We start from the raw sequence: 20,027 nt of genomic DNA, 5'->3' as shown, positions 1-20,027 counted from the left end.
CACGCTCAAGCTCCCTTCGCGGCCTCGAACAGCTCCGCCCGCGGGTCCTCACCCGCGGTCGCCTCGCGATACGCCTCCAGTGCGTCACGAGCCTCCCCCGACAGATCCTTCGGCACACTCACCTCGACGGTGACCAACAGGTCGCCGCGGGTGCCGTCCTTACGGACCGCGCCCTTGCCCCGCGCCCGCATGGTGCGGCCGTTGGGGGTGCCGGGCGGCAGTTTCAGGGTCAGGGACGGTCCACCGAGCGTCGGCACCCTGACCTCGCCGCCGAGGGCCGCCTCCGTGAACGTCACCGGCACGGTCACCGTCAGGTTGTCGTCCTTACGGCCGAACACCGGGTGCGGATCGACGTGTACGACGACGTAGAGGTCGCCCGACGGGCCGCCCCGCTCGCCCGGCGCGCCCTTGCCCCGCAGCCGGATGCGCTGGCTGTCCGTCACCCCCGCGGGGATGCGGACCTGCATGGTGCGGGACGACTTCGCGCGCCCGCTGCCCTTGCAGTCCGGGCAGGGGTGCTCGGCGATCAGGCCGCGGCCCTTGCAGTCCGGGCAGGGGTCGGTCAGCGAGAAGCCGCCGCCCGAGCCCCGCGCGACCTGGCCGGTGCCGACGCACGTCGGGCACACCCTGGGCGTGCCGTTCTTGTCGCCGGTTCCCGAACACGCCTTGCAGGGGGCCTGCGAGGACATGCGCAGCGGGACCGTCGCGCCCTCGATGGCCTCCGTGAAGGTCAGGGTGACCTCGGTGTCGATGTCCTGGCCGCGCCGGGGCTGGGTACGGGTCGTGCCCGGGCCCCCGCGGTTGAACAGGCCGCCGAAGACGTCCCCGATGCCGCCGCCGAAGCCGCCGGGCGCCCCGCCGCCGCCCTGGGGGCCGCCGCCGAAGAGGTCGCCCAGGTCGAAGTTGAAGTTGCCGCCGCCCGCGCCGGGCCCCGGACGGTAGCCGCCGTTGCCGAAGAGGGCGCGTGCCTCGTCGTACTCCTTGCGCTTCTTGGGGTCACCGAGGACGTCGTTCGCCTCGGAGATCTCCTTGAAGCGGTCCTCCGCCTTGGCGTTGCCCTTGTTGGCGTCCGGGTGGTACTCGCGGGCGAGTTTCCGGTACGCCTTCTTGATCTCCGCCTCGGTGGCGTCCTTGGGGACGCCGAGGACCTTGTAGAAGTCCTTCTCGATGAAGTCCTTGGTGCTCATCCTCGACGTCCCTCCTTCCGCGCCGAACCCTTGGCCGGTTCAAGCTCAGCCCTCGTCCGGGCCACCGCTCTCCTTGTCGTCCGCTGCCGCCGCCGTCTCGGCCTCGTCGCCCTTCGCGGGCTGCGCGCCGGGCTGCGGCTCGGCCACGGCCACCCGCGCGGGGCGGATGGTGCGCTCACCGAATCGATACCCGGGCTGCAGAATCGCCACGCACGTCGTCTCGGTGACGTCGGGCGCGTACGAGTGCATGAGGGCCTCGTGGATCGTCGGGTCGAAGGGCTCGCCCTCCTTGCCGAACTGCTGCAGGCCCATCTTGGCGGCCACGGTCTCCAGCGACTCCGCCACCGACTTGAAGCCGCCCACGAGTTCATCGTGATCACGCGCGCGGCCGATGTCGTCGAGCACGGGCAGGAGCTCGGTCAGGAGGTTCGCGATGGCGATCTCCTTGACCGCGATCCGGTCGCGCTCGACCCGACGGCGGTAGTTCTGGTACTCGGCCTGGAGGCGCTGGAGGTCCGCGGTGCGCTCGCCGAGCGCGGTGCGCACCTGGTCCAACTGGGCCACCAGGCCGGCTGTCTGGTTCGTGTCCCCGGCCGGGGCCGCCGCCCCCTCCGCCGCAGCGGAGGGAGGGGCGGGCTTCGGCTCGGCGTCTTCAGGGGTGGCGCCGGAGGGGACGTCGGGCTTCTCCTCGAAGCCCGGGGTCTCCTCCGTCACGCGGCACCGTCCTTGCGCTCGTCGTCCACGATCTCGGCGTCCACGACGTCGTCGTCGCCCTTCGGGGCGTCGGCGTGGGGCGCGTCGGCGCCCGGTCCGGCCTGGGCGTCGGCGTACATGGCCTGGCCGACCTTCTGGGAGACCGCGGCGACCTTCTCGGTGGCCGTGCGGATCTCGGCGGTGTCCTCGCCCTTGAGCGCGGCCTTCAGCTCCTCGATGGCGGCCTCGACCTCGGTCTTGACCTCACCGGGGACCTTGTCCTCGTTGTCCTTGAGGAACTTCTCCGTCTGGTAGACGAGCTGCTCGCCCTGGTTGCGGGCCTCGGCGGCCTCGCGGCGGCGGTGGTCCTCGTCCGCGTACTGCTCGGCCTCCTGGCGCATGCGGTCGACTTCGTCCTTCGGCAGCGAGGAGCCGCCGGTGACGGTCATCTTCTGCTCCTTGCCCGTGCCCAGGTCCTTCGCGGTCACGTGCATGATGCCGTTGGCGTCGATGTCGAAGGCGACCTCGATCTGCGGCACGCCACGCGGGGCCGGCGGCAGACCGGTCAGCTCGAACATCCCGAGCTTCTTGTTGTAGGCCGCGATCTCGCGCTCGCCCTGGTAGACCTGGATCTGCACCGACGGCTGGTTGTCCTCGGCCGTCGTGAAGATCTCGGACCGCTTGGTCGGGATCGTGGTGTTGCGCTCGATGAGCTTCGTCATGATCCCTCCCTTGGTCTCGATGCCGAGGGACAGCGGGGTCACGTCGAGGAGCAGGACGTCCTTGACCTCACCCTTGAGGACACCGGCCTGGAGCGCGGCGCCGATGGCGACGACCTCGTCCGGGTTGACGCCCTTGTTGGCGTCCTGACCGCCGGTCAGCTCCTTGACGAGCTCGGCGACGGCGGGCATCCGGGTCGAACCGCCGACGAGAACGACGTGGTCGATCTCGGAGAGGTTGATGCCGGCGTCCTTGATGACGTTGTGGAACGGCGTCTTGCAGCGCTCCAGCAGGTCGGCCGTCAGCTGCTGGAACTGGGCGCGGGTGAGCTTCTCGTCCAGGTGCAGCGGGCCCTCGGCGGACGCCGTGATGTAGGGCAGGTTGATCGAGGTCTCGGTGGACGAGGACAGCTCGATCTTCGCCTTCTCGGCGGCCTCGCGCAGACGCTGGAGCGCCATCTTGTCCTTGGCGAGGTCCACACCGTGGCCGGCCTTGAACTGCTGCACCAGGTAGTCGACGACACGCTGGTCCCAGTCGTCACCGCCGAGGTGGTTGTCGCCGTTGGTGGCCTTCACCTCGACGACGCCGTCACCGATCTCCAGGAGGGACACGTCGAACGTGCCGCCGCCGAGGTCGAAGACGAGGATCGTCTGGTCGTCCTTGTCGAGGCCGTACGCGAGCGCGGCCGCGGTGGGCTCGTTGACGATGCGAAGGACGTTGAGACCGGCGATCTCACCGGCTTCCTTCGTCGCCTGACGCTCGGAGTCGTTGAAGTACGCCGGGACGGTGATGACCGCGTCGGCCACCTTCTCGCCCAGGTACGCCTCGGCGTCGCGCTTCAGCTTCTGCAGGATGAAGGCGCTCATCTGCTGCGGGTTGAAGTGCTTCCCGTCGAGCTCGATCTTCCAGTCGGTGCCCATGTGACGCTTCACCGAGCGGATGGTCCGGTCCACGTTCGTGACCGCCTGGCGCTTGGCGACCTCGCCGACCAGGACTTCACCGTTCTTCGCGAAGGCGACGACGGACGGCGTGGTCCTGGCACCCTCGGCGTTGGTGATGACGGTGGGCTCGCCGCCCTCCAGAACGCTGACGACGGAGTTGGTTGTGCCCAGGTCGATGCCGACCGCACGTGCCATGGTGATCTTCCTCCAGCTGACTTGAGTGGAACGGACTCAAGTGTGCACGAGCCTCGCCACCCGGTCAACAGACCTGAGTCCTACCCACTCAACTCTTATCCGTTCCTTACACGCAATCCCGCGTTGACCTGCGAAGACACGGATCCCCCAGCCCGCCGAACCTCGCCCCGAGGGGGACGGACATCGGACTCGGGTTGACGCCGAGGCCCGTACACGGGCGCCCGACGAGGGTCGGGACGAGCACCGGGGCGGGCGTCGGGGCGGAGCTCGGGACGATCGGATCGGGCGCCGAGCCGTCCACCCGGCCGGCGACCCCGGCGACCGCCACGCGCGCGTGGCGGCCCGTACACCGAGACCCGCAGCAGCCCGAGCACGACCACGGCGGCCACGCCCGCCACCCACCACACGGCCTGCGCGTCCGCCCACCCCGCGTGCACCAGCACCCCGACGAGCACCGCCGAGAAGGCCGCGAGGCCCAGCAGCACGGTCACCCCCTGGGGGGTGAGCCCGAGCCGCCGCAGCCGGTGGGCGAGATGGTCGGGTGCGCCGCGCAGCAGGGGCCGTCCGGCCAGCCGCCGCGACGCGACGACCAGGACGGCGTCGGCCCCGGCGACCGCGGTGAGCGCGAACAGCACGCCCGCGCCGACGGCCGGATCGTGCCCCGCGCGGGCGATCACGGCAGCCGCGGCGAGCAGGAAGCCCGCGAAGAGCGAACCGCACGCCCCGAGCGCCACGCGCGCGGGAGGCCAGTTGTGCATGAGGAACCCGGTCAGCGCGGCGGCGAGCACGCTCAGCAGCACCACCAGCCCGTCCATCACCTCCACGGCGACACACGCGGCCACCCCGAAGGCGGTGACGACCCCGACGGTCCCGGCCACCCCGTCGGCGTGGTCGAGCGCCCGGAAGGCGAGGGCGACGAAGGTGATCCAGCCGACGCCCACCGCCCCGGAGACCACCCCGGTGTCGCCGTACGGCACCACGAAGGCCGCCGCGACCGCCGTACCGAGGACGAGGAAGCGCACCTTGAGCCGCCACACGTCCGCGACCAGCCCGAGCGCGGCGACGGCGCCCCCGGCGACGAGCAGCACCTCGATGCCGTCCCCGAGCGGGGCGATGCCGGTCCGGTCCCCGGCGACCGCGACGAGACAGGTGGCGAGCACGACGGCGACGCCCCCGAACAGCGGCACCCGCCGCTGCCGCTGCTGCCGCCGGTCGAGCAGCCCGAGGCGCAGGGCGGGCACGCGCAGCAGCGCGGCGAGGACGGCGGAGAGGAGCAGGGCGATGGCGGCGGCGGCGATCCCGTAGAGCACGGATATAAATTAGTCATAAATGTACCAATTTGGTACGAATAACACGGCCGGGTTTACGACCAGATTCCGATCGGATCCCGACCGATCCCCCGACCGATCCCTGACCGATCCCCGACCGATCTCCCGCCAGATCCCGACCGGTTTCTGAGGCAACCCTCAGCGACTGAGATCACTCCGCACCCCGCTACAGTGCGACGGAGGATACGGGGTACTCTCAGACGGACTGCATAAGTTACCGCTTAGTAATCTCCACCGAAGTCCCCCTCGCAGGCCCGAGGAGCCCCGAAATGCAACTCGCCGCGATCATCGTGTCGCTGGTCCTGACCGTGGTCGGCGTCGCGCTCCTCGCACGCGCCATCGGTCAGTTCGTCCGGTACTTCAAACTGGGCCAGCCGGTCCCGGCCGGAGCCCGGACAGACAATCCCTACGCGCGCAGTGTGACGCTGGTACGGGAGTTCCTCGGCCACACGCGGATGAACCGCTGGGGCATCGTGGGCTTCGCCCACTGGTTCGTGGCCGTCGGCTTCCTGACGCTGCCGCCGACCCTCGCCCAGGCCTTCGGCCAGCTCTTCAGGGCCGACTGGGTGCTGCCGGTCATCGGCGAGTTCCTGCCGTTCGAGCTCTACATCGAGTTCATCGGCGTGATGACGATCCTCGGCATCGCCGTCCTCATCGTGATCCGCCTGCTGAGCCTGCCCTCGCGCGCCGGCCGCAAGTCCCGCTTCACCGGCTCGAAGGCCGGCCAGGCCTACTTCGTCGAGTACGTCATCCTCACCATCGGCCTCGCCATCTACGTGCTGCGGGGCCTGGAGGGCGCGCTGCACCACGTGGAGCACTACGAGGCCGGCTACTTCGCCTCGTATCCGCTGGTCCTGGCCTTCAAGGGCCTCAGCGTCGGCGCGCTGCAGAACCTGGTCTACCTGGTCGCGATGATCAAGATCGGCACGTCGTTCGTCTGGATGATCGTCGTCTCGCTCAACACCAACATGGGTGTGGCCTGGCACCGCTTCCTGGCGTTCCCGAACATCTGGTTCAAGCGCGACGCCACCGGCGGGACGGCCCTCGGCGGCCTCCTGCCGATGACGTCCGGCGGCAAGCCGATCGACTTCACCGACCCCGGCGACGACGACGTCTTCGGCGTCTCCCAGGTCGAGCAGTTCTCCTGGAAGGGCCTGCTGGACTTCTCCACCTGCACCGAGTGCGGCCGCTGCCAGTCGCAGTGCCCGGCCTGGAACACCGGCAAGCCCCTCTCCCCCAAGCTCCTGATCATGTCCCTGCGGGACCACGCCCACGCCAAGGCCCCCTACCTGCTGGCCGGCGGCGGCAAGACGGCGGAGGGCGACGAGAAGGCGTCGGCGGAGGCCCTGAAGGACGTCCCGGCCGCCGCGCTGGCCGAGGCCGAGCGCCCGCTGATCGGCACCGCCGAGGAGAACGGCGTCATCGACCCGGACGTCCTGTGGTCCTGCACCACCTGCGGCGCCTGCGTCGAGCAGTGCCCTGTGGACATCGAGCACGTCGACCACATCGTCGACATGCGCCGCTACCAGGTGATGATCGAGTCCGCGTTCCCGTCCGAGGCGGGCACGATGCTCAAGAACCTGGAGAAGAAGGGCAACCCCTGGGGCCTGGCGAAGAAGCAGCGCCTGGAGTGGCTCAAGGAAGTCGAGTTCGAGGTCCCGGTCGTCGGCAGGGACATCGAGGACCTGACCGAGGTCGAGTACCTGTACTGGGTCGGCTGCGCGGGCGCGCTGGAAGACCGCGCGAAGAAGACGACGAAGGCGTTCGCCGAGCTGCTGCACATCGCGGGCGTGAAGTTCGCGATCATGGGCGGCGACGAGAAGTGCACCGGTGACTCCGCCCGCCGCCTCGGCAACGAGCCCCTGTTCCAGGAGCTCGGCATGGAGAACGTCATGGCGCTGAACACGGCGTTCGGCGAGGAGCTGGACGACGACGGCAAGGTCGTCGCCGAGTCGGCGAAACCCAGGTCGGCGAAGAAGATCGTCGCGACCTGCCCGCACTGCCTGAACACGATCGGCAACGAGTACCCGCAGCTCGGCGGCGACTACGAGGTCATCCACCACACCCAGCTCCTCCAGCGTCTGGTGGACGACGGCAAGCTGATCCCGGTGACCCCGGTCGAGGGCATCATCACGTACCACGACCCGTGCTACCTGGGCCGCCACAACAAGATCTACACGCCCCCGCGCGAGATCATCGCCAGCGTCCCGGGCCTGCGGAACGAGGAGATGCACCGCCACAAGGAGCGCGGCTTCTGCTGCGGCGCCGGCGGCGCGCGGATGTGGATGGAGGAGCGGATCGGCAAGCGCATCAACAACGAGCGCGTCGACGAGGCCCTCTCCCTCAACCCGGACATCGTCTCGACGGCCTGCCCGTTCTGCCTCGTCATGCTGACCGACTCGGTCAACGGCAAGAAGAACGAGGGCAAGGCCAAGGAGTCGATCCAGGTCGTGGACGTCTCCCAGCTCCTCCTGCAGTCGGTCAAGACCCCGGTCGACGACGAGCCCCCGGCGGGCGAGACGGACGCGGAGAGCGAGCCGGAGCCGCAGCAGGTGAAGTAGCCGTTGAAGCAGCCGGTGAAGTGAGCAGCCTCCCGGCCGAGGTAGTCCGAACGGCTGTATCGACGCCCCCGTGTCCCACCCGGACGCGGGGGCGTCGCCGTTCCCCTCACAAACCCCTCACCAGCCCCTGACGGAACCCCTGATGCCAACCCCGTTACTCCCCTTAGGGGATGTCACAGCTCGGCAGCAAAGCCGTACGCGAACGGCGGCCCCGGTACTTCACTGTGCGGGACCAGGTACGTTCGAAGGCGTGGCTGGATTCAGGATCGGACGCGGCGGTCGCAACGACCGCGCCCCGCAAGCGCGACCGCAACAACCTCCGTACGGGCAGCAGGCGCCCCAAGGACCGTCGCGGTCTTCAGGACCGTCGACGCCCTCGGGACCCTCGGGGCCGTCGTACGGCTACCCGTCGGCCCAGCAGCCGTACCCGCCGCAGCAGCGGCCGCAGTACGGCGGCACGGGCGCGGGCGGCGGCCAGTGGCCGCAGGCGAACGGCGGCGGCTACGGCGGCCAGGGCGGCGACGAGCCGGAGTACTTCGGCGGCGACGCCGCCCCGTACGGCGGTCCGGGCGGTCCTGCCGGTGCTGCTCCTGGCGGCGGTGCCCCGTACGACCCGTACGCCGCGAACAACCCGGGTCACACCCAGGCCTTCTCGATCGACGACCAGAACCGGCACAACCAGTACGACCCGTACGACCAGGGGGGTACGCACCCCGCAGGCGCGGCCCCGGCCGGCCCGGTCGGCCCGCGCCTGCACTGGAAGGAGCTGCTGAAGGGCATCGTCCTCGCCCCCCAGCAGACCTTCCTCCAGATGCGGGACTACACGATGTGGGGCCCCGCCCTCGTCGTCACGTTCCTCTACGGCCTGCTCGCGGTCTTCGGCTTCGACGGCGCCCGCACGGACGCGATCAACGCGACGCTCTCCAACGCCATCCCGATCGTCCTGACGACGTCCGTAGCGATGGTGCTGAGCTCCTTCGTGCTGGGCGTGGTCACCCACACCCTGGCCCGCCAGCTCGGCGGCGACGGCGCGTGGCAGCCGACGGTCGGCCTCTCCATGCTGATCATGTCCCTCACGGACGCCCCGCGCCTGGTCGTCGCGATGTTCTTCGGCGGCGACGCGTCGTTCGTCCAACTCCTGGGCTGGGCCACCTGGGTGGCGGCCGGCGCCCTCCTGACGCTGATGGTCGCCCGCTCCCACGACCTGCCCTGGCCGAAGGCACTGGGCGCGTCGTCGATCCAGCTGATCGCACTGCTGTCGATCGTGAAGCTGGGGACCTTCTAGCACGTTCCGGCACTTCCAGTACCTGGCAGACGCACGAAGCGAGGGCCCTCGACGGGTGGTCGGGGGCCTTCGGCATGCGGTCACCGAGAGTGCGAAACAAGCGCGAACCCGAGGGCGACAAAACCACCCAACCAACCGCATGTCGCACCATGACAACTACAGAGTGTAATATAAGCTGGCCGCTCCCTACACCCTCCAACAAGGAGTGCGCGTGAAAGCTCGCTTTGGCGTGAGGCGGGGAACGGTGCTTGTGGCCGCCCTGCTGGTCGCCGTCATCGCCGCGATCCTTCCGGGATCGGCAACCGCCGACACGAACGACAACCGAGCCCGCTCGGACCACTGGGGCGTGATCGCCCGCAACACGATCGGCTCCCCCGTCGCCGACCTCCGCAACGGCCCCTACGGCCCCTTCGGCGTGACGGGCACCGCCGCGAGGCCGCCGTACGGACGGGGCAGCCTGGGCATCGAGGTGGTGGGCGCCACACCGACGCTGCCGGCCCCGCCGGTGGTCGAGAAGGTGGACTTCGGCAACGAGGTGGACTTCTTCGGGAAGTCACTGCTGGCCTTGCGCCGGGTCGGTTTCCACGTCTTCCAGACGGGCGAGAACATCGGCTACGGCGGCGCGACGAACATGCCGAACATCAGGATCGAGATCGACCCGAACGTCCCGACGCTGCCCGCCGACACCTACTCCACGCTGGTGTGGGTACCGGCCGCGTCCCCGGTCCCGAACGGCTGGAGCCCGTTCATCGACGCCACGACGACCGGGTACTGGTACCTCACGGGCAACGAGACGAGCTGCACCCAGGCCGCGCAATGCAGCTTCGCCCAGTTGAAGGCCTCGTTCACCCTGCTCAACGCCAAGCCGACCGTCTACACGGTCGCCGTGGCCAAGGGCCCCGACTCCATGTGGATCGGCGCGGTCGACGGCCTCCGACTCAACAACTACGTCTACGACTTCGAGCCGGACGGCGTCAAGCAACTGCGAACGAGGTAAGCGCGCGAAGCAGCGGGGAGACCGGGGAACAGAGAAGCCCTTCAGGCAAGCCCTGGAGGGCTCCTCCAGAGGGCTTCCCTGGAGGGCGTGACGGCGTCCCCCCGCCTTGCGCACGACGGGCAGGACGCTCCAGGCTTTGTTCACCCTATGAGGGTTGTCCGCTTCTCCCTTGGGGAGTTGGAGGCCCTGCTCGGGTGGGGGCTCCGCGAGCCCTCACCCGAGGTTGACCGGTCCGTTGAAGTCCCGCCCCATGATGACAGGTCCGTGCGCGGTGCCGGAGAGTTCGTTGCTCACATCGCCCGCGCCGGTCCACACCGCCTTGGCTTCCTGCCGCCACGCCTCCAGTCGCTGTGCGAACCCGGGATCCTCCTCGGCCCGGGCGGCCAGCGCCGCCGCCAGCTCCCGGGCGCGTTCGGCACTGCCGGGATCCTCGGCCAGCGCCGTCAACTCATGCTGTCCGTCCCTCTCCCCCTCGGGGCGACGCAGCACCAGCGCACGCAGCGACTGCCACGCCTGTTGTCCCGCCGCGCTCGCCGTGCCCCCCGCAAAGGCCATGAGCAGATCGACTGCAACCGGTTCCACAGAAATCCTCCGGACTCAAGCGCCGCAACTCTCCCATTGACCGTGACAACCCATGACGATGTCTACCCGTCCCCAGTTCCCGACAGCATCGGCACGCGAGTACACCACAACCTCACAAGACCTCAACTTCCCTGCCACATAAGGTTGTTGACTGCGCCAATCAGATCGCCTCACCATTTAAGGCCCACGTCCGGCCAGTCTCCGCAGTACCGCACCGCACCGCACCACACCGCTGGCGCTTCCCAGCGCACCATGCCGGTGAGCGCTTTCACGGGAGACGTCGCATGAAGATCCTGCCCAGGGCCGCGTTACGCGGCTGGACCGCAGCGCTCGTCGGTCTTGTCACTGTGTTCGGAGCCGGGTTCGCGGTGGCGGACCCGGCTCCGCGTTCTCTGCACTACACATGCCCCTTCCCGCTGATCGGCGACCAGCCGATGACGGCGTCGGTCGTGTGGAACGCCTCGGACACCCACGTGGTCGGCCGGGCCACCCCAGGGCTGCCGATCAACACCAAGGCGACGGTCGGCGCTGACGTCACCAGGTCGCTCCGGTTCGTCGGCGCGACCACCGTCGAGGGCACGGCGGACGTGCACGCCGTCGTGGCTGCGCCGGAAGGCGACATCCCCGTCACCATGACGCTCAGGGTGGCCAAGACAGCCGTCCCAGAGTCCGGTCCGCTGACCGTCCCGGCGAGCGGGACCATACCTTCGCTCGTTTTCCACCGACCGGGCCCGGCGAAGATCGTCGTCGGCGCGATCGACCTGCATCTGACCCCACGGGACGGGAACGGCGACGAGACGTTGGCGGGCAAGGTCGACACATCGTGCGACCTGAACAACGGGCAGGACGGGGTTCTGGCGACCTTCGAGGTCGTACCTGCCTCGCCGGGCCCGACCGCCTCGGGGACACCGAGCGCACCAGGCGAGCCCGGGAGATCGAGACCACCGGGTGCGCCAGGGACGTCGGAGGGACCGGGAGCGGCCGACCCCAGCGAGTCGGGTTCGGCATCGGCATCAACTTCCGCATCAGCCAAGGTCCGGGGCCCCTCAGGCTCACCCAGCGGTACGGCGTCGGCCTCGCGCTCCGGTGTCCCCGACACCGCCTCCTCCGACACCGCCTCCCCCGAAACTGGTGTTCCCGACACCGGTGTCCCCGACACCGCCTCCCCCGACACCGCCGCGACCGGCGGCACGCACTTGTCGGCGCCGCTGCGCGCGGTCGCGGCGTTCCTGGCTGTGAGTGCGGCCTCGGCCGGGATCGGCTGGTGGGGCTGGCGTCGTCGCCGTGCAGAGGGCCGGGATGAGTGACGTGGCCCATGCTGATGGCGGGGCTCCTGAGCCCGAGAACAAGGGCGGCGAGTCTTCCGGGTCTCATGTGAACACGGTGAGCGAAGGCAGCACCATTCACGGGCCGGCGGTCCTGGCCAGAAATATTGGCGAGCTGCACATCCACATCCCGGCAGCCCCGGCACCCGGGCAGGAGCAGACACCGGCGAGCGAGTCGGCGCCGCGAAACGAGCCGGCGCCCCAGGACGAACTCGCCGAGGCCGCCGGCAAGCTCGCCAAAGCGGTCAAGGAACGCTGGCGAAACGAGACCAGGCAACGGAAGGTCGGGGATCCGGACACGGAGCTGCTGCCCGTGCGCTGGACAACGGCGGGCGAGGCCCTGATGGACCACTGGGAGCACATCTGCGGCGCCCCGTACGAGACGGCCGAGCCTCTGGTCCTGGACGACGACGCGGGAGACATCGCCAAGACCTACAGGAAGGTGCCCTCCGGCCGTCTGGTGGTGCTGGGCGAAGTCGGCTCGGGGAAGACCGTCCTGGGCCTGCGACTCGTACTGGATCTGTTGGAGAGCCAGCTGCCCGGTGAGCCCGTTCCGGAGATCTTCAGCCTGGGATCGTGGAACCCCGGGGCCGAGACGCTGGAGGCGTGGCTGAGCAGTCGGCTGAACCGTGACACGTCCGGTATGGACACAGACATCGCCGACGGGAAGCCGGTCGCCACCGCGCTGGTCGAGAAGGGGCTGATTCTGCCCGTCCTGGACGGATTCGACGAGATCGCCGAAGAGCTCCGGTGCGACGCGCTGGAGCAACTCAACGCATTCGACAAGCCGTTGGTCCTGACCAGCCGTACCAAGCCGTACGCCGATGCGACAGTCGGAACCAGATGCCTGGAGCGCGCCGCCGCGATCGAACTGACCGCTCTCACCCCGGACGACTCGAAGAGCTTTCTGATACTCGGCAGCGCCCCGGTGGCCAAGTCCGAATGGAATCACGTGCTGGCCGAGCTGCATGACCGTCCCGACACCCGGGCCAGCGAGAGCCTGTGCAAGGTACTGGCCACGCCCCTGATGGTCTCCCTCGCCCGTGACGTCTACGGCGAGAGGGCGAGCACGGGAGCCAGCAACCGACACGACGGCCCGAGGCGCAGCCCCAAGGATCTGCTCCGGTTCAGATCCCAGAAAAGCATCGAGGAACACCTCCTGAGCAGCTTCATCCCGTCGGTCTACCGCCGACGCCCCGGCGACCCGGACCCGCCTCGCCGGAACTGGAGCCCGCAGCGGGCCCAACACTGGCTCGGGTACCTCGCCGACCACCTGAACCGCAGCGGTGGACCGGACCTGGAGTGGTGGCGGCTCGGCACGGAGAGGAGCCTGCGTGCGCGTACCGCCGTGATCTCGTTCCTGGCGGGGCTGCCCTTCGCGTTGGCGACCGGGATCGGGAACATTCCCGTGGACCTGATCGCCACGTCACACGGACTCGGGTTCGCGATCCTGCGCGGCCTGGTCGTGGGGCTGCTGCACGGACTCGTGTCCGGGCTGGCATTCGGCTACATCTACCGGCGCGCCGACGGCACGGAGCGGTTGACGCCGCGTCCCGTACAGGTCCGCCTGTCCGGCGGTGACAGGGAACTGGACAGAGAGTTCTTCCACAGGTTCTTCCGCAAGGTCCAGCTGGCAGCCCGGATCGGATTCGGGGTCGCGCTCGTCATCGTGCTCGTCGACCGGCTTCTCCTACCGCTGCTCGCACTCGACGACGGGCTCGGGGGCGGGCTCGCGGCAGCGGCCCAGTTCCCGCTCACCATCGCGCTCTCGGCCGGGACCGCGCTTGGCCTCATGACCTGGCTGGAAACCCCCATCGACGTGAAGAAATCCGTCAGCTGCGTCGACCTGTTGAAGCAGAACCGCGAGAACGTGACCTCCCATCTCCTCGTCTGGGCACTCGTGCCCGGACTCATCGCGGGGCTGGGGGCCACCTTCACCGAGACCCCCCTCCGGAGCCTCCAACTCGGGCTCGTCTTCGGTATCGAGGGCGCGTTCAGCGGCGGCTTCGGCTACTGCCTCTGTCTGACGGCGTACGGCCAGTGGGTGGCCCTGGCCCGCGTCTGGCTCCCCTTGACGGGCCGCCTGCCGTGGCGACTGGTCGCGTTCCTGGAGGACGCCTGCAAACGCGATGTACTACGCCGGGTGGGGGCCGTGTACCAGTTCCGCCATGCCCGACTCCAGGATCACCTGGCGACCTACCACCCGAGGGCGCCGTCCTCGGCACCGGAGAGGAAGCCGGACCAGACGTCGGGCTGAAGTCGAGGACCTTGCAGCGATCGACCAGCTCAATCGTTTCCAGGAAGGCCAGCCAGTCCCGTCCCAGCCGGTATGGGCGAGGGGATGCCGCTCGTGCTGGACTGGTGCTCCAGTGGGACGGTTTCCTTCCCAGGCTGGCCCTTCGCCGCCTCAGGCGCCGTGTCACAGGCGTGCGGCCACGAACCCGCAGATGCCTTGAGTGCGAGGCCTCTCCCCCATCGCCCGGATCATCGCGCCGGGACGGTCTGCGTGGCGGCCGTCCCGGTCGCTCGTCATGTGGTCAGCGCATACAAGGCACTTGTTTCACCGGTGTCCGCTCAGCCAAGACGTCCGGGTCAGCGCTGGGCGGTATGGCGTCGACGTGTGCGGCCGACGACGTGTCGTCGCCACCACCCAGCAGCCGTTCGAGCTGTTCCCGCTCCATGACCTCACCCCCGGTCGGGATCCTGCTGTACAGCAACGAAGTACAGCAACCCCAGCAACCGCCACCGCCCAACACCGGCCCTCACGATCTGCCCCGCAGCCCGTACGACCGCCAATGAGCGATCTCTCCAGAGCTTCGGATCAGAAGGTCACAGGCTTGCGCCGACGTACACGACAGGCCTCGGCTTACAGAGGCCTCTGCCCTGCCTGTACAACCCTCCCAACGAAACGCCGCAGTTCAGAGCGCTTCCTTCGACGGAGTGACCGACTCCCCCGACTTACGTACTACAGGCAGGACGCTCCACGGGAAGTTGATCCAGTCGTCGGTCCGCTTCCACACGTACTCGCACTTCACGAGCGAGTGCGACTTCTCGTAGATGACGGCGCTGCGCACCTCGGCGACGGTGTCCAGGCAGAAGTCGCGGACGAGCTTGAGCGTCTTGCCCGTGTCGGCGACGTCGTCGGTGATGAGGACCTTCTTGTCCGAGAAGTCGATGACGTTCGGGACGGGTGCGAGCATGACGGGCATCTCGAGCGTCGTCCCCACCCCGGTGTAGAACTCGACGTTCACCAGGTGGAGGTTCTTGCAGTCGAGGGCGTAGGCGAGCCCACCGGCGACGAAGACACCGCCGCGGGCGATGCTGAGGACGATGTCGGGGACGTACCCGTCGTCCGCGATGGTCTGCGCGAGCTCGCGGACGGCGGTCCCGAACCGCTCGTAGCTCAGGTTCTCCCGCGCCACGTCCGGGCGGTCCGGGCTGCTCACACCTGGGTCCGGTGGAAGTTGAGGAAGGACCGGGAGGCCGTCGGCCCGCGCTGGCCCTGGTACCGGGACCCGTACCGGTCGCTGCCGTACGGGAACTCGGCCGGCGAGCTGAGCCGGAACAGGCACAGCTGCCCGATCTTCATGCCCGGCCAGAGCTTGATGGGGAGGGTCGCGAGGTTGGAGAGCTCCAGGGTCACGTGCCCGGAGAAACCGGGGTCGATGAACCCGGCGGTGGAGTGCGTGACGAGCCCGAGCCGCCCGAGAGAGCTCTTCCCCTCGAGCCGCGAGGCAAGATCGTCGGGCAGGGAGATGACCTCGTAGGTCGAGGCGAGCACGAACTCCCCGGGGTGGAGGATGAACGGCTCGTCGCCCTCGGGCTCCACGAGCCGGGTCAGGTCGGCCTGCTCGACGGACGGATCGATGTGCGGGTACCGGTGGTTCTCGAACACCCGGAAGTAGCGGTCGAGCCGCACGTCGACACTCGACGGCTGCACCATGGATTCGTCGTAGGGATCGATCCGGACCCGCCCGGCGTCGATCTCGGCCCGGATGTCCTTGTCTGAGAGAAGCACGTCCCGAGGATACGCAAGGCGCGCGGAGCCACCACAATCGGGCAACTCCACGCGCCGTACCGCAAGCTCCGCTGTCTCCTTTTCTTACGGCTACGGCTACGGCTGCCGCTTCCGGCTACCGCTTCTCGAGAGTCACCGGCACGACACTTCGCAACCGGGTACACCGAGGGCACCGGACGAGCCGCCCGGGACCGAGCCGCTCGGCCTGCTGCATCGGGAACGAAGCGGTACTGAACACGTGCCCATCGGCACAACGGACGACGGTGCGCTCCATCAAGTCCTAGAGTCCCTTCCCCAAGAGCCCCGTCCGGCTACTGTCCGCCGGACAACGAAAGCCACATTACGGGACGAACGGGACGACTCTCCAGGCGGCACTCCGACCCCGCCCGACCCCTGTTCCACCCCTCCACCGTACGCCCCAACTCCCGCCCCACGCAGCCGGATCCCTCCCCTGAAACGCACTCAGACCCCAGGGCTTCCGCTGGGCTTCAGCGCCTGGGGTCCGGCATGAGGTAGAGTGACAGAGCGTTCCGACACCGGTTACCCACCGGCGTCTTACGCGGGTGTAGTTTAGTGGTAGAACATCAGCTTCCCAAGCTGAGAGTGCGAGTTCGATTCTCGTCACCCGCTCCATGACAAAGGCCCAGGTCATCGACCCGGGCCTTTTTGCTGTGCTCTGCGATCACTCGCCGCGTGCCAGATCCGTGCCAGAACGGTGATCGGGATCAGCGCGGCTTTCTCTACGGACTGCCTGCGCGGACCAGGCCGTATCGGCCCTCTGCCTTCCGTTTCCTGGACCTGGGCCGGCAGCAGCTCGGCGCCTTGTCGAGGCCGGTCGCCAGTTCCGGTACCCGGGAGGCGGACGGACAGTCGACGCCTGCCTGCCAGGGCGACGGGCTGCCAGGCGAAACGAGAGATCAGGTTCCGCAGGTACTTGGACTTGCGACAGTGCGTAGAGAAGAGGACCCGGGTGCACCTTCAGGTCGGCCAGGCCTCGGCCATCACGAAGGAGACGACCGTCCCGCCGAAGCGACTGGGCCCGGAGTGCCAGGACTCGGCGATGGAGTCGACGAGGAGCAGTCCGCGCCCGTGCGCGTCGACGACGTCGGGCCGGCACAGCTTCACCCTCGCCGGAAAGCCAGGGTTGTGGACCTCGACCTTGAGCGAGGTCGCCTCCCGGAACCACTCCACCCGGACGGCCCATACCTCGTCGGACCGGCCGTAGACGATGGCGTTGGTCACCAGCTCCGAGATCATCAGCACACAGTCATCGACCGAGCAGGCCGGGTTGTACGGGGCGATGAACTTCCGGAACCAACGCCGGGACCGAGGCACAGATTCCGCGACGGGGTACAAGGTCATCGCCCCGAGTCGCGGTGAGTCCTCAGAGGGATAGCGGTCGATCGTGTAGGCCATCCCTGCTCACTCCTTGCCGCTGCCGTCGCAGTCGAGGCAGCGCCGTTTCGATGCGGCACGGGCACGGTCGTTGACGGTGGAGAGCGCCAGGCCCGTGCGCGAGCTGACGCGTTTCCAGCCGCGCCCACGGCATCCTCGACAAGCCAAGTGCCTGCCTCGTTCCGGCCGCTGCCCCGTCACACCGTGCCCCCTTCTCCTGAGTGGCCTTAGCCACTTAATGGATAGTGGCATTAGCCACTCACGCTGTGCAAGCGGTTCGCCGAAATGACGAACTATCAGGTGAGCGGGTAGCCCTGCTCGAACGCCCAGCGGTGCGGCGGGTAGGTGGCTTCGGCGAACTCCAACGGCCGGTCCTGGAGGTCGAAGACGACGTGGTGCACGATCAAGACCGCAGATCCGGAGCCGAGTTGGAGGTCTGCTGCCTCCTCGTCGGTCGCCTGCCGAGCACACATTCGGTCCTCGGCGTAACTCCCCTGCCGTCCCGTCATGTTCTCGACGTACATCAGGGTGCCCTCTTGGATCCGATCCGGCTCCAGGAGCTTGGGCGCCCGCCGCCCAACGTCAGGGCCGAACCACGAAGTGGACAGCGTGATGGGCCCGTCCTGGTTGTTGGTCACGCGCCGGCGGTGCACCGCCCGACGATCCTTCACCAGGCCCAGCGCCTCAGCAACGTGATCAGGAGCATCCAGCCACCCGGCCGAGGTGATCACCGCGTACTCACCAGGGGTGTAGATCTTCCCGGTCTGCCGCGCCCGCCCGTACAGCTCCCGTGCCCGACGGTTCACTTCAAGGCTCCGCACGTATGTGCCCGAACCTTGCCGCTTCTCGACGAGCCCCTGGTGGCTCAGTGCCTCCAGCGACCGTGCGGCCGTCGGCCTGGACACCTTCCAGTTCGCCGCCAACTGCCGCTCCGAGGGGACCTCGTCCCCCGGCCTCAGGTCGCCCCGAAGGATCTGATCGCGGATGTAGTGAGCGATCTGGAGATACTTCGGCTGCGCCTCTTCGATCTGAGGCATGTCCCCTCCTCATCCAAGTGGCTATGACCTCTAGCCACTATAGGGTGAGTGGCCAGAGGCCGAACCCGTAATCTTGGGCCCATGACGAGGTTGATCGTCGCAGCAGGAGGAGGGGGCGACGCAGTCGCCGCCGCGATGCTTGACGCCGCCTTGTACGGCGACGACGACCAGGCGGTGATCCTCACCTACGCGTGGGATCGCCTGCTGGTCGACCCAGTCCCAGGCCCCAGAGGCCCCTCCGACTTCACGGGACTCAAACCGCTCACCCCGTCCGTCTGGTCAGTGCCGGCCAACGCCCGCCCGATCGCTCCAGCAGGGTCCACCCTCCCACGGCTTGCAGCAGAGCTCCCGCACACCTTCGCACTGATCGACCCGCATCACGGCGTCGAGGGCGTCACGCGCCAACTCGAAGAGCTGGTGGACCACTTGGAGCCGACCTCAATCGACCTCCTGGACGTGGGCGGTGACATCCTCGCGCGAGGCGACGAACCGACGCTCAAGAGCCCGCTTGCCGATGCGTTGACACTGGCCGCGTGCTGCCAGGTGAACGCGCCCGTCCGGCTACTGGTCGCCGGCCCCGGCCTGGACGGCGAACTTCCACTCGACGAGATACGTGGTCTCCTCGGCCCCCTCGTCCACATCTTCACCGCGAAGGACACGGAACCGGTCAGCTCGGTCCTGGAATGGCACCCCTCTGAAGCAACCGGGATGCTCGCTGCAACAGCGCGAGGGGTACGAGGCATCTGCGAAATACGGGACGCAGGCCTACCCATCCCCCTGACGGGCTACGGCCCGACGATCCACGAAGTCGACCTGGACGACGCCCTGAACCGCAACGAGTTGGCCCGCGCCATCCTTTCGACCGTCACCCTGGACGAGGCCGAGGCACTCAGCCGCGAGGTCTGCGGCTACTCAGAAATCGACTATGAGCGCAACAAGGCCGCATGGCTCAACAACCAGCCAGCGGTGAAGCTTGATCCTGAGACCGTGCTGCCGCAGCTCGACGAGTTCGAGAACGAGGCTCGAAGCCGCGGAGTCACCCACACGACGTTCCGCCGGCTCACCGAGGCTTTGGGCATGCCCGGCAGCCAGCGCGAAGACCTCCGCACGCTGCTCATCCGTAGCCGACCGGAGCGATACGCAGCGCCCCTCTGGGAACTGGCAGCCGTCGAGGATGAGACTCAGGCACCATGAGCGTCTTCAGAAGCGATCTCGACTTGGACGCACGGGATGCTACGGGCACCGGAGCTGAGGCCGATGTGGCCCTGAATTTGGCGACCGGCAACACCAGGTTGTCGATCTTCTGGACTCAAGACATCCAGCTCTCCGCCGACGACGCCGACCAGGTGGCCGAAGCCCTCCAGCGAGCAGCCGCGGAATCCCGAAGCCTTCTGAAGGGGAACAAGGAAGCTCAAGCCACCGAGGACTCGTCAGGCCCACCAGCAGCCTGAGTTACAACCTTCTTCACGGGTTCAAGGCACCCGGCTGCGCTCCGCTCCGCCGGGCGCGCTTACCGGCTCCGCTCTGGGGCGCCGCTCCTGCCTTCGGCCCGCTCCGCCCCCGGCTGCGCCGACGCGCGCCCACTATGGATAGGGCCGAAGGCCAATCGGCGATCACCACGCGAAACGGCCCGGGCCAGAACCGTGCCTCCGGCGGGGGCGCTCAGACTCTGGGATGGAGGGGGCGCCGTACGCGAGTGCCGGCCCATCGTGGCGTGCGCTGGGGGCTCCCATCCCGTCTGCCGTCGACCCAGGCAGAGCCGA

General features: G+C 68.6%; 16 protein-coding genes and 1 tRNA gene. 8 read left to right on the top strand and 9 right to left on the bottom strand.

Features of this window, described 5'->3' with window-relative positions; translation table 11 throughout:
- Window positions 1-5: 5 nt before the first annotated feature.
- From dnaJ to OG352_RS23165, 4 genes are all read right to left on the bottom strand, one after another.
- Complete coding sequence (dnaJ, locus tag OG352_RS23180) at window positions 6-1,187, bottom strand: molecular chaperone DnaJ (protein WP_329219462.1); 1,182 nt, start codon at window positions 1,185-1,187, stop codon at window positions 6-8.
- Between the two features lie 45 nt (window positions 1,188-1,232).
- Window positions 1,233-1,901 carry a nucleotide exchange factor GrpE gene (gene grpE / locus OG352_RS23175; protein ID WP_329219459.1) on the bottom strand — a complete coding sequence of 223 codons (669 nt, stop codon included), beginning with the start codon at window positions 1,899-1,901 and terminating at the stop codon, window positions 1,233-1,235.
- Window positions 1,898-3,736 (bottom strand): molecular chaperone DnaK, encoded by a 1,839-nt coding sequence (gene dnaK / locus OG352_RS23170; RefSeq protein ID WP_329219457.1) that lies wholly within the window; start codon window positions 3,734-3,736, stop codon window positions 1,898-1,900. Before dnaK ends, grpE begins: the two co-directional genes overlap by 4 nt.
- 95 nt (window positions 3,737-3,831) lie before the next feature.
- A complete protein-coding gene (locus OG352_RS23165; protein WP_329219455.1) occupies window positions 3,832-5,046 on the bottom strand; it encodes an MraY family glycosyltransferase in 1,215 nt (404 codons plus the stop codon).
- 287 nt (window positions 5,047-5,333) lie between these two features.
- Here OG352_RS23165 and OG352_RS23160 point away from each other — a divergent pair, with 287 nt between their 5' ends.
- From OG352_RS23160 to OG352_RS23150, 3 genes are all read left to right on the top strand, one after another.
- A complete protein-coding gene (locus OG352_RS23160; RefSeq protein ID WP_329219453.1) occupies window positions 5,334-7,625 on the top strand; it encodes a (Fe-S)-binding protein in 2,292 nt (763 codons plus the stop codon).
- Between the two features lie 250 nt (window positions 7,626-7,875).
- On the top strand, window positions 7,876-8,910 hold the full coding sequence (locus OG352_RS23155) for a Yip1 family protein (protein WP_329219451.1): 1,035 nt from the start codon (window positions 7,876-7,878) through the stop codon (window positions 8,908-8,910).
- A 211-nt stretch (window positions 8,911-9,121) separates the two neighbouring features.
- The gene (locus tag OG352_RS23150) at window positions 9,122-9,907 is read left to right on the top strand and encodes a hypothetical protein (protein WP_329219450.1); all 786 of its coding nucleotides are present in this window, start codon (window positions 9,122-9,124) and stop codon (window positions 9,905-9,907) included.
- Window positions 9,908-10,120: 213 nt separating this feature from the next.
- Here OG352_RS23150 and OG352_RS23145 read toward each other — a convergent pair whose 3' ends face one another.
- A complete protein-coding gene (locus OG352_RS23145; protein ID WP_329219448.1) occupies window positions 10,121-10,462 on the bottom strand; it encodes a hypothetical protein in 342 nt (113 codons plus the stop codon).
- 311 nt (window positions 10,463-10,773) lie between these two features.
- Here OG352_RS23145 and OG352_RS23140 point away from each other — a divergent pair, with 311 nt between their 5' ends.
- Window positions 10,774-11,796 carry a DUF6801 domain-containing protein gene (locus OG352_RS23140; protein ID WP_329219446.1) on the top strand — a complete coding sequence of 341 codons (1,023 nt, stop codon included), beginning with the start codon at window positions 10,774-10,776 and terminating at the stop codon, window positions 11,794-11,796.
- 76 nt (window positions 11,797-11,872) lie between these two features.
- Window positions 11,873-14,071 carry a hypothetical protein gene (locus OG352_RS23135; RefSeq protein ID WP_329219445.1) on the top strand — a complete coding sequence of 733 codons (2,199 nt, stop codon included), beginning with the start codon at window positions 11,873-11,875 and terminating at the stop codon, window positions 14,069-14,071.
- 661 nt (window positions 14,072-14,732) lie between these two features.
- Here the strand turns inward: OG352_RS23135 and OG352_RS23130 are convergent.
- A complete protein-coding gene (locus OG352_RS23130; protein ID WP_329219444.1) occupies window positions 14,733-15,260 on the bottom strand; it encodes a phosphoribosyltransferase in 528 nt (175 codons plus the stop codon).
- Window positions 15,257-15,832, bottom strand: coding sequence for a dCTP deaminase (gene dcd / locus OG352_RS23125; RefSeq protein WP_266457691.1), 576 nt, complete (start codon window positions 15,830-15,832; stop codon window positions 15,257-15,259). Before dcd ends, OG352_RS23130 begins: the two co-directional genes overlap by 4 nt.
- Before the next feature lie 559 nt (window positions 15,833-16,391).
- Here dcd and OG352_RS23120 point away from each other — a divergent pair.
- A tRNA-Gly gene (locus tag OG352_RS23120) sits at window positions 16,392-16,465 on the top strand.
- A 345-nt stretch (window positions 16,466-16,810) separates the two neighbouring features.
- Here OG352_RS23120 and OG352_RS23115 read toward each other — a convergent pair.
- Entirely contained in the window at window positions 16,811-17,248 is a 438-nt protein-coding gene (locus OG352_RS23115; RefSeq protein WP_329219443.1) for an ATP-binding protein, read from the bottom strand.
- Window positions 17,249-17,523: 275 nt separating this feature from the next.
- The gene (locus OG352_RS23110) at window positions 17,524-18,264 is read right to left on the bottom strand and encodes a GntR family transcriptional regulator (RefSeq protein WP_329219442.1); all 741 of its coding nucleotides are present in this window, start codon (window positions 18,262-18,264) and stop codon (window positions 17,524-17,526) included.
- Between the two features lie 81 nt (window positions 18,265-18,345).
- On the opposite strand from OG352_RS23110, the gene OG352_RS23105 reads away from it, so the two are divergent.
- Both OG352_RS23105 and OG352_RS23100 read left to right on the top strand, forming a co-directional pair.
- Window positions 18,346-19,458, top strand: a complete 1,113-nt coding sequence (locus OG352_RS23105; protein WP_329219440.1) for a DUF1152 domain-containing protein — start codon at window positions 18,346-18,348, stop codon at window positions 19,456-19,458.
- On the top strand, window positions 19,455-19,715 hold the full coding sequence (locus OG352_RS23100) for a hypothetical protein (RefSeq protein WP_329219439.1): 261 nt from the start codon (window positions 19,455-19,457) through the stop codon (window positions 19,713-19,715). The genes OG352_RS23105 and OG352_RS23100 overlap by 4 nt, the downstream gene beginning before the upstream one ends.
- Window positions 19,716-20,027: the final 312 nt, after the last annotated feature.

This window comes from Streptomyces sp. NBC_01485 (genome assembly GCF_036227125.1).
Classification (GTDB): domain Bacteria; phylum Actinomycetota; class Actinomycetes; order Streptomycetales; family Streptomycetaceae; genus Streptomyces.
Note: the sequence above shows the minus strand (reverse complement) of the source record. Positions and strands in the feature narration are given on the sequence as shown.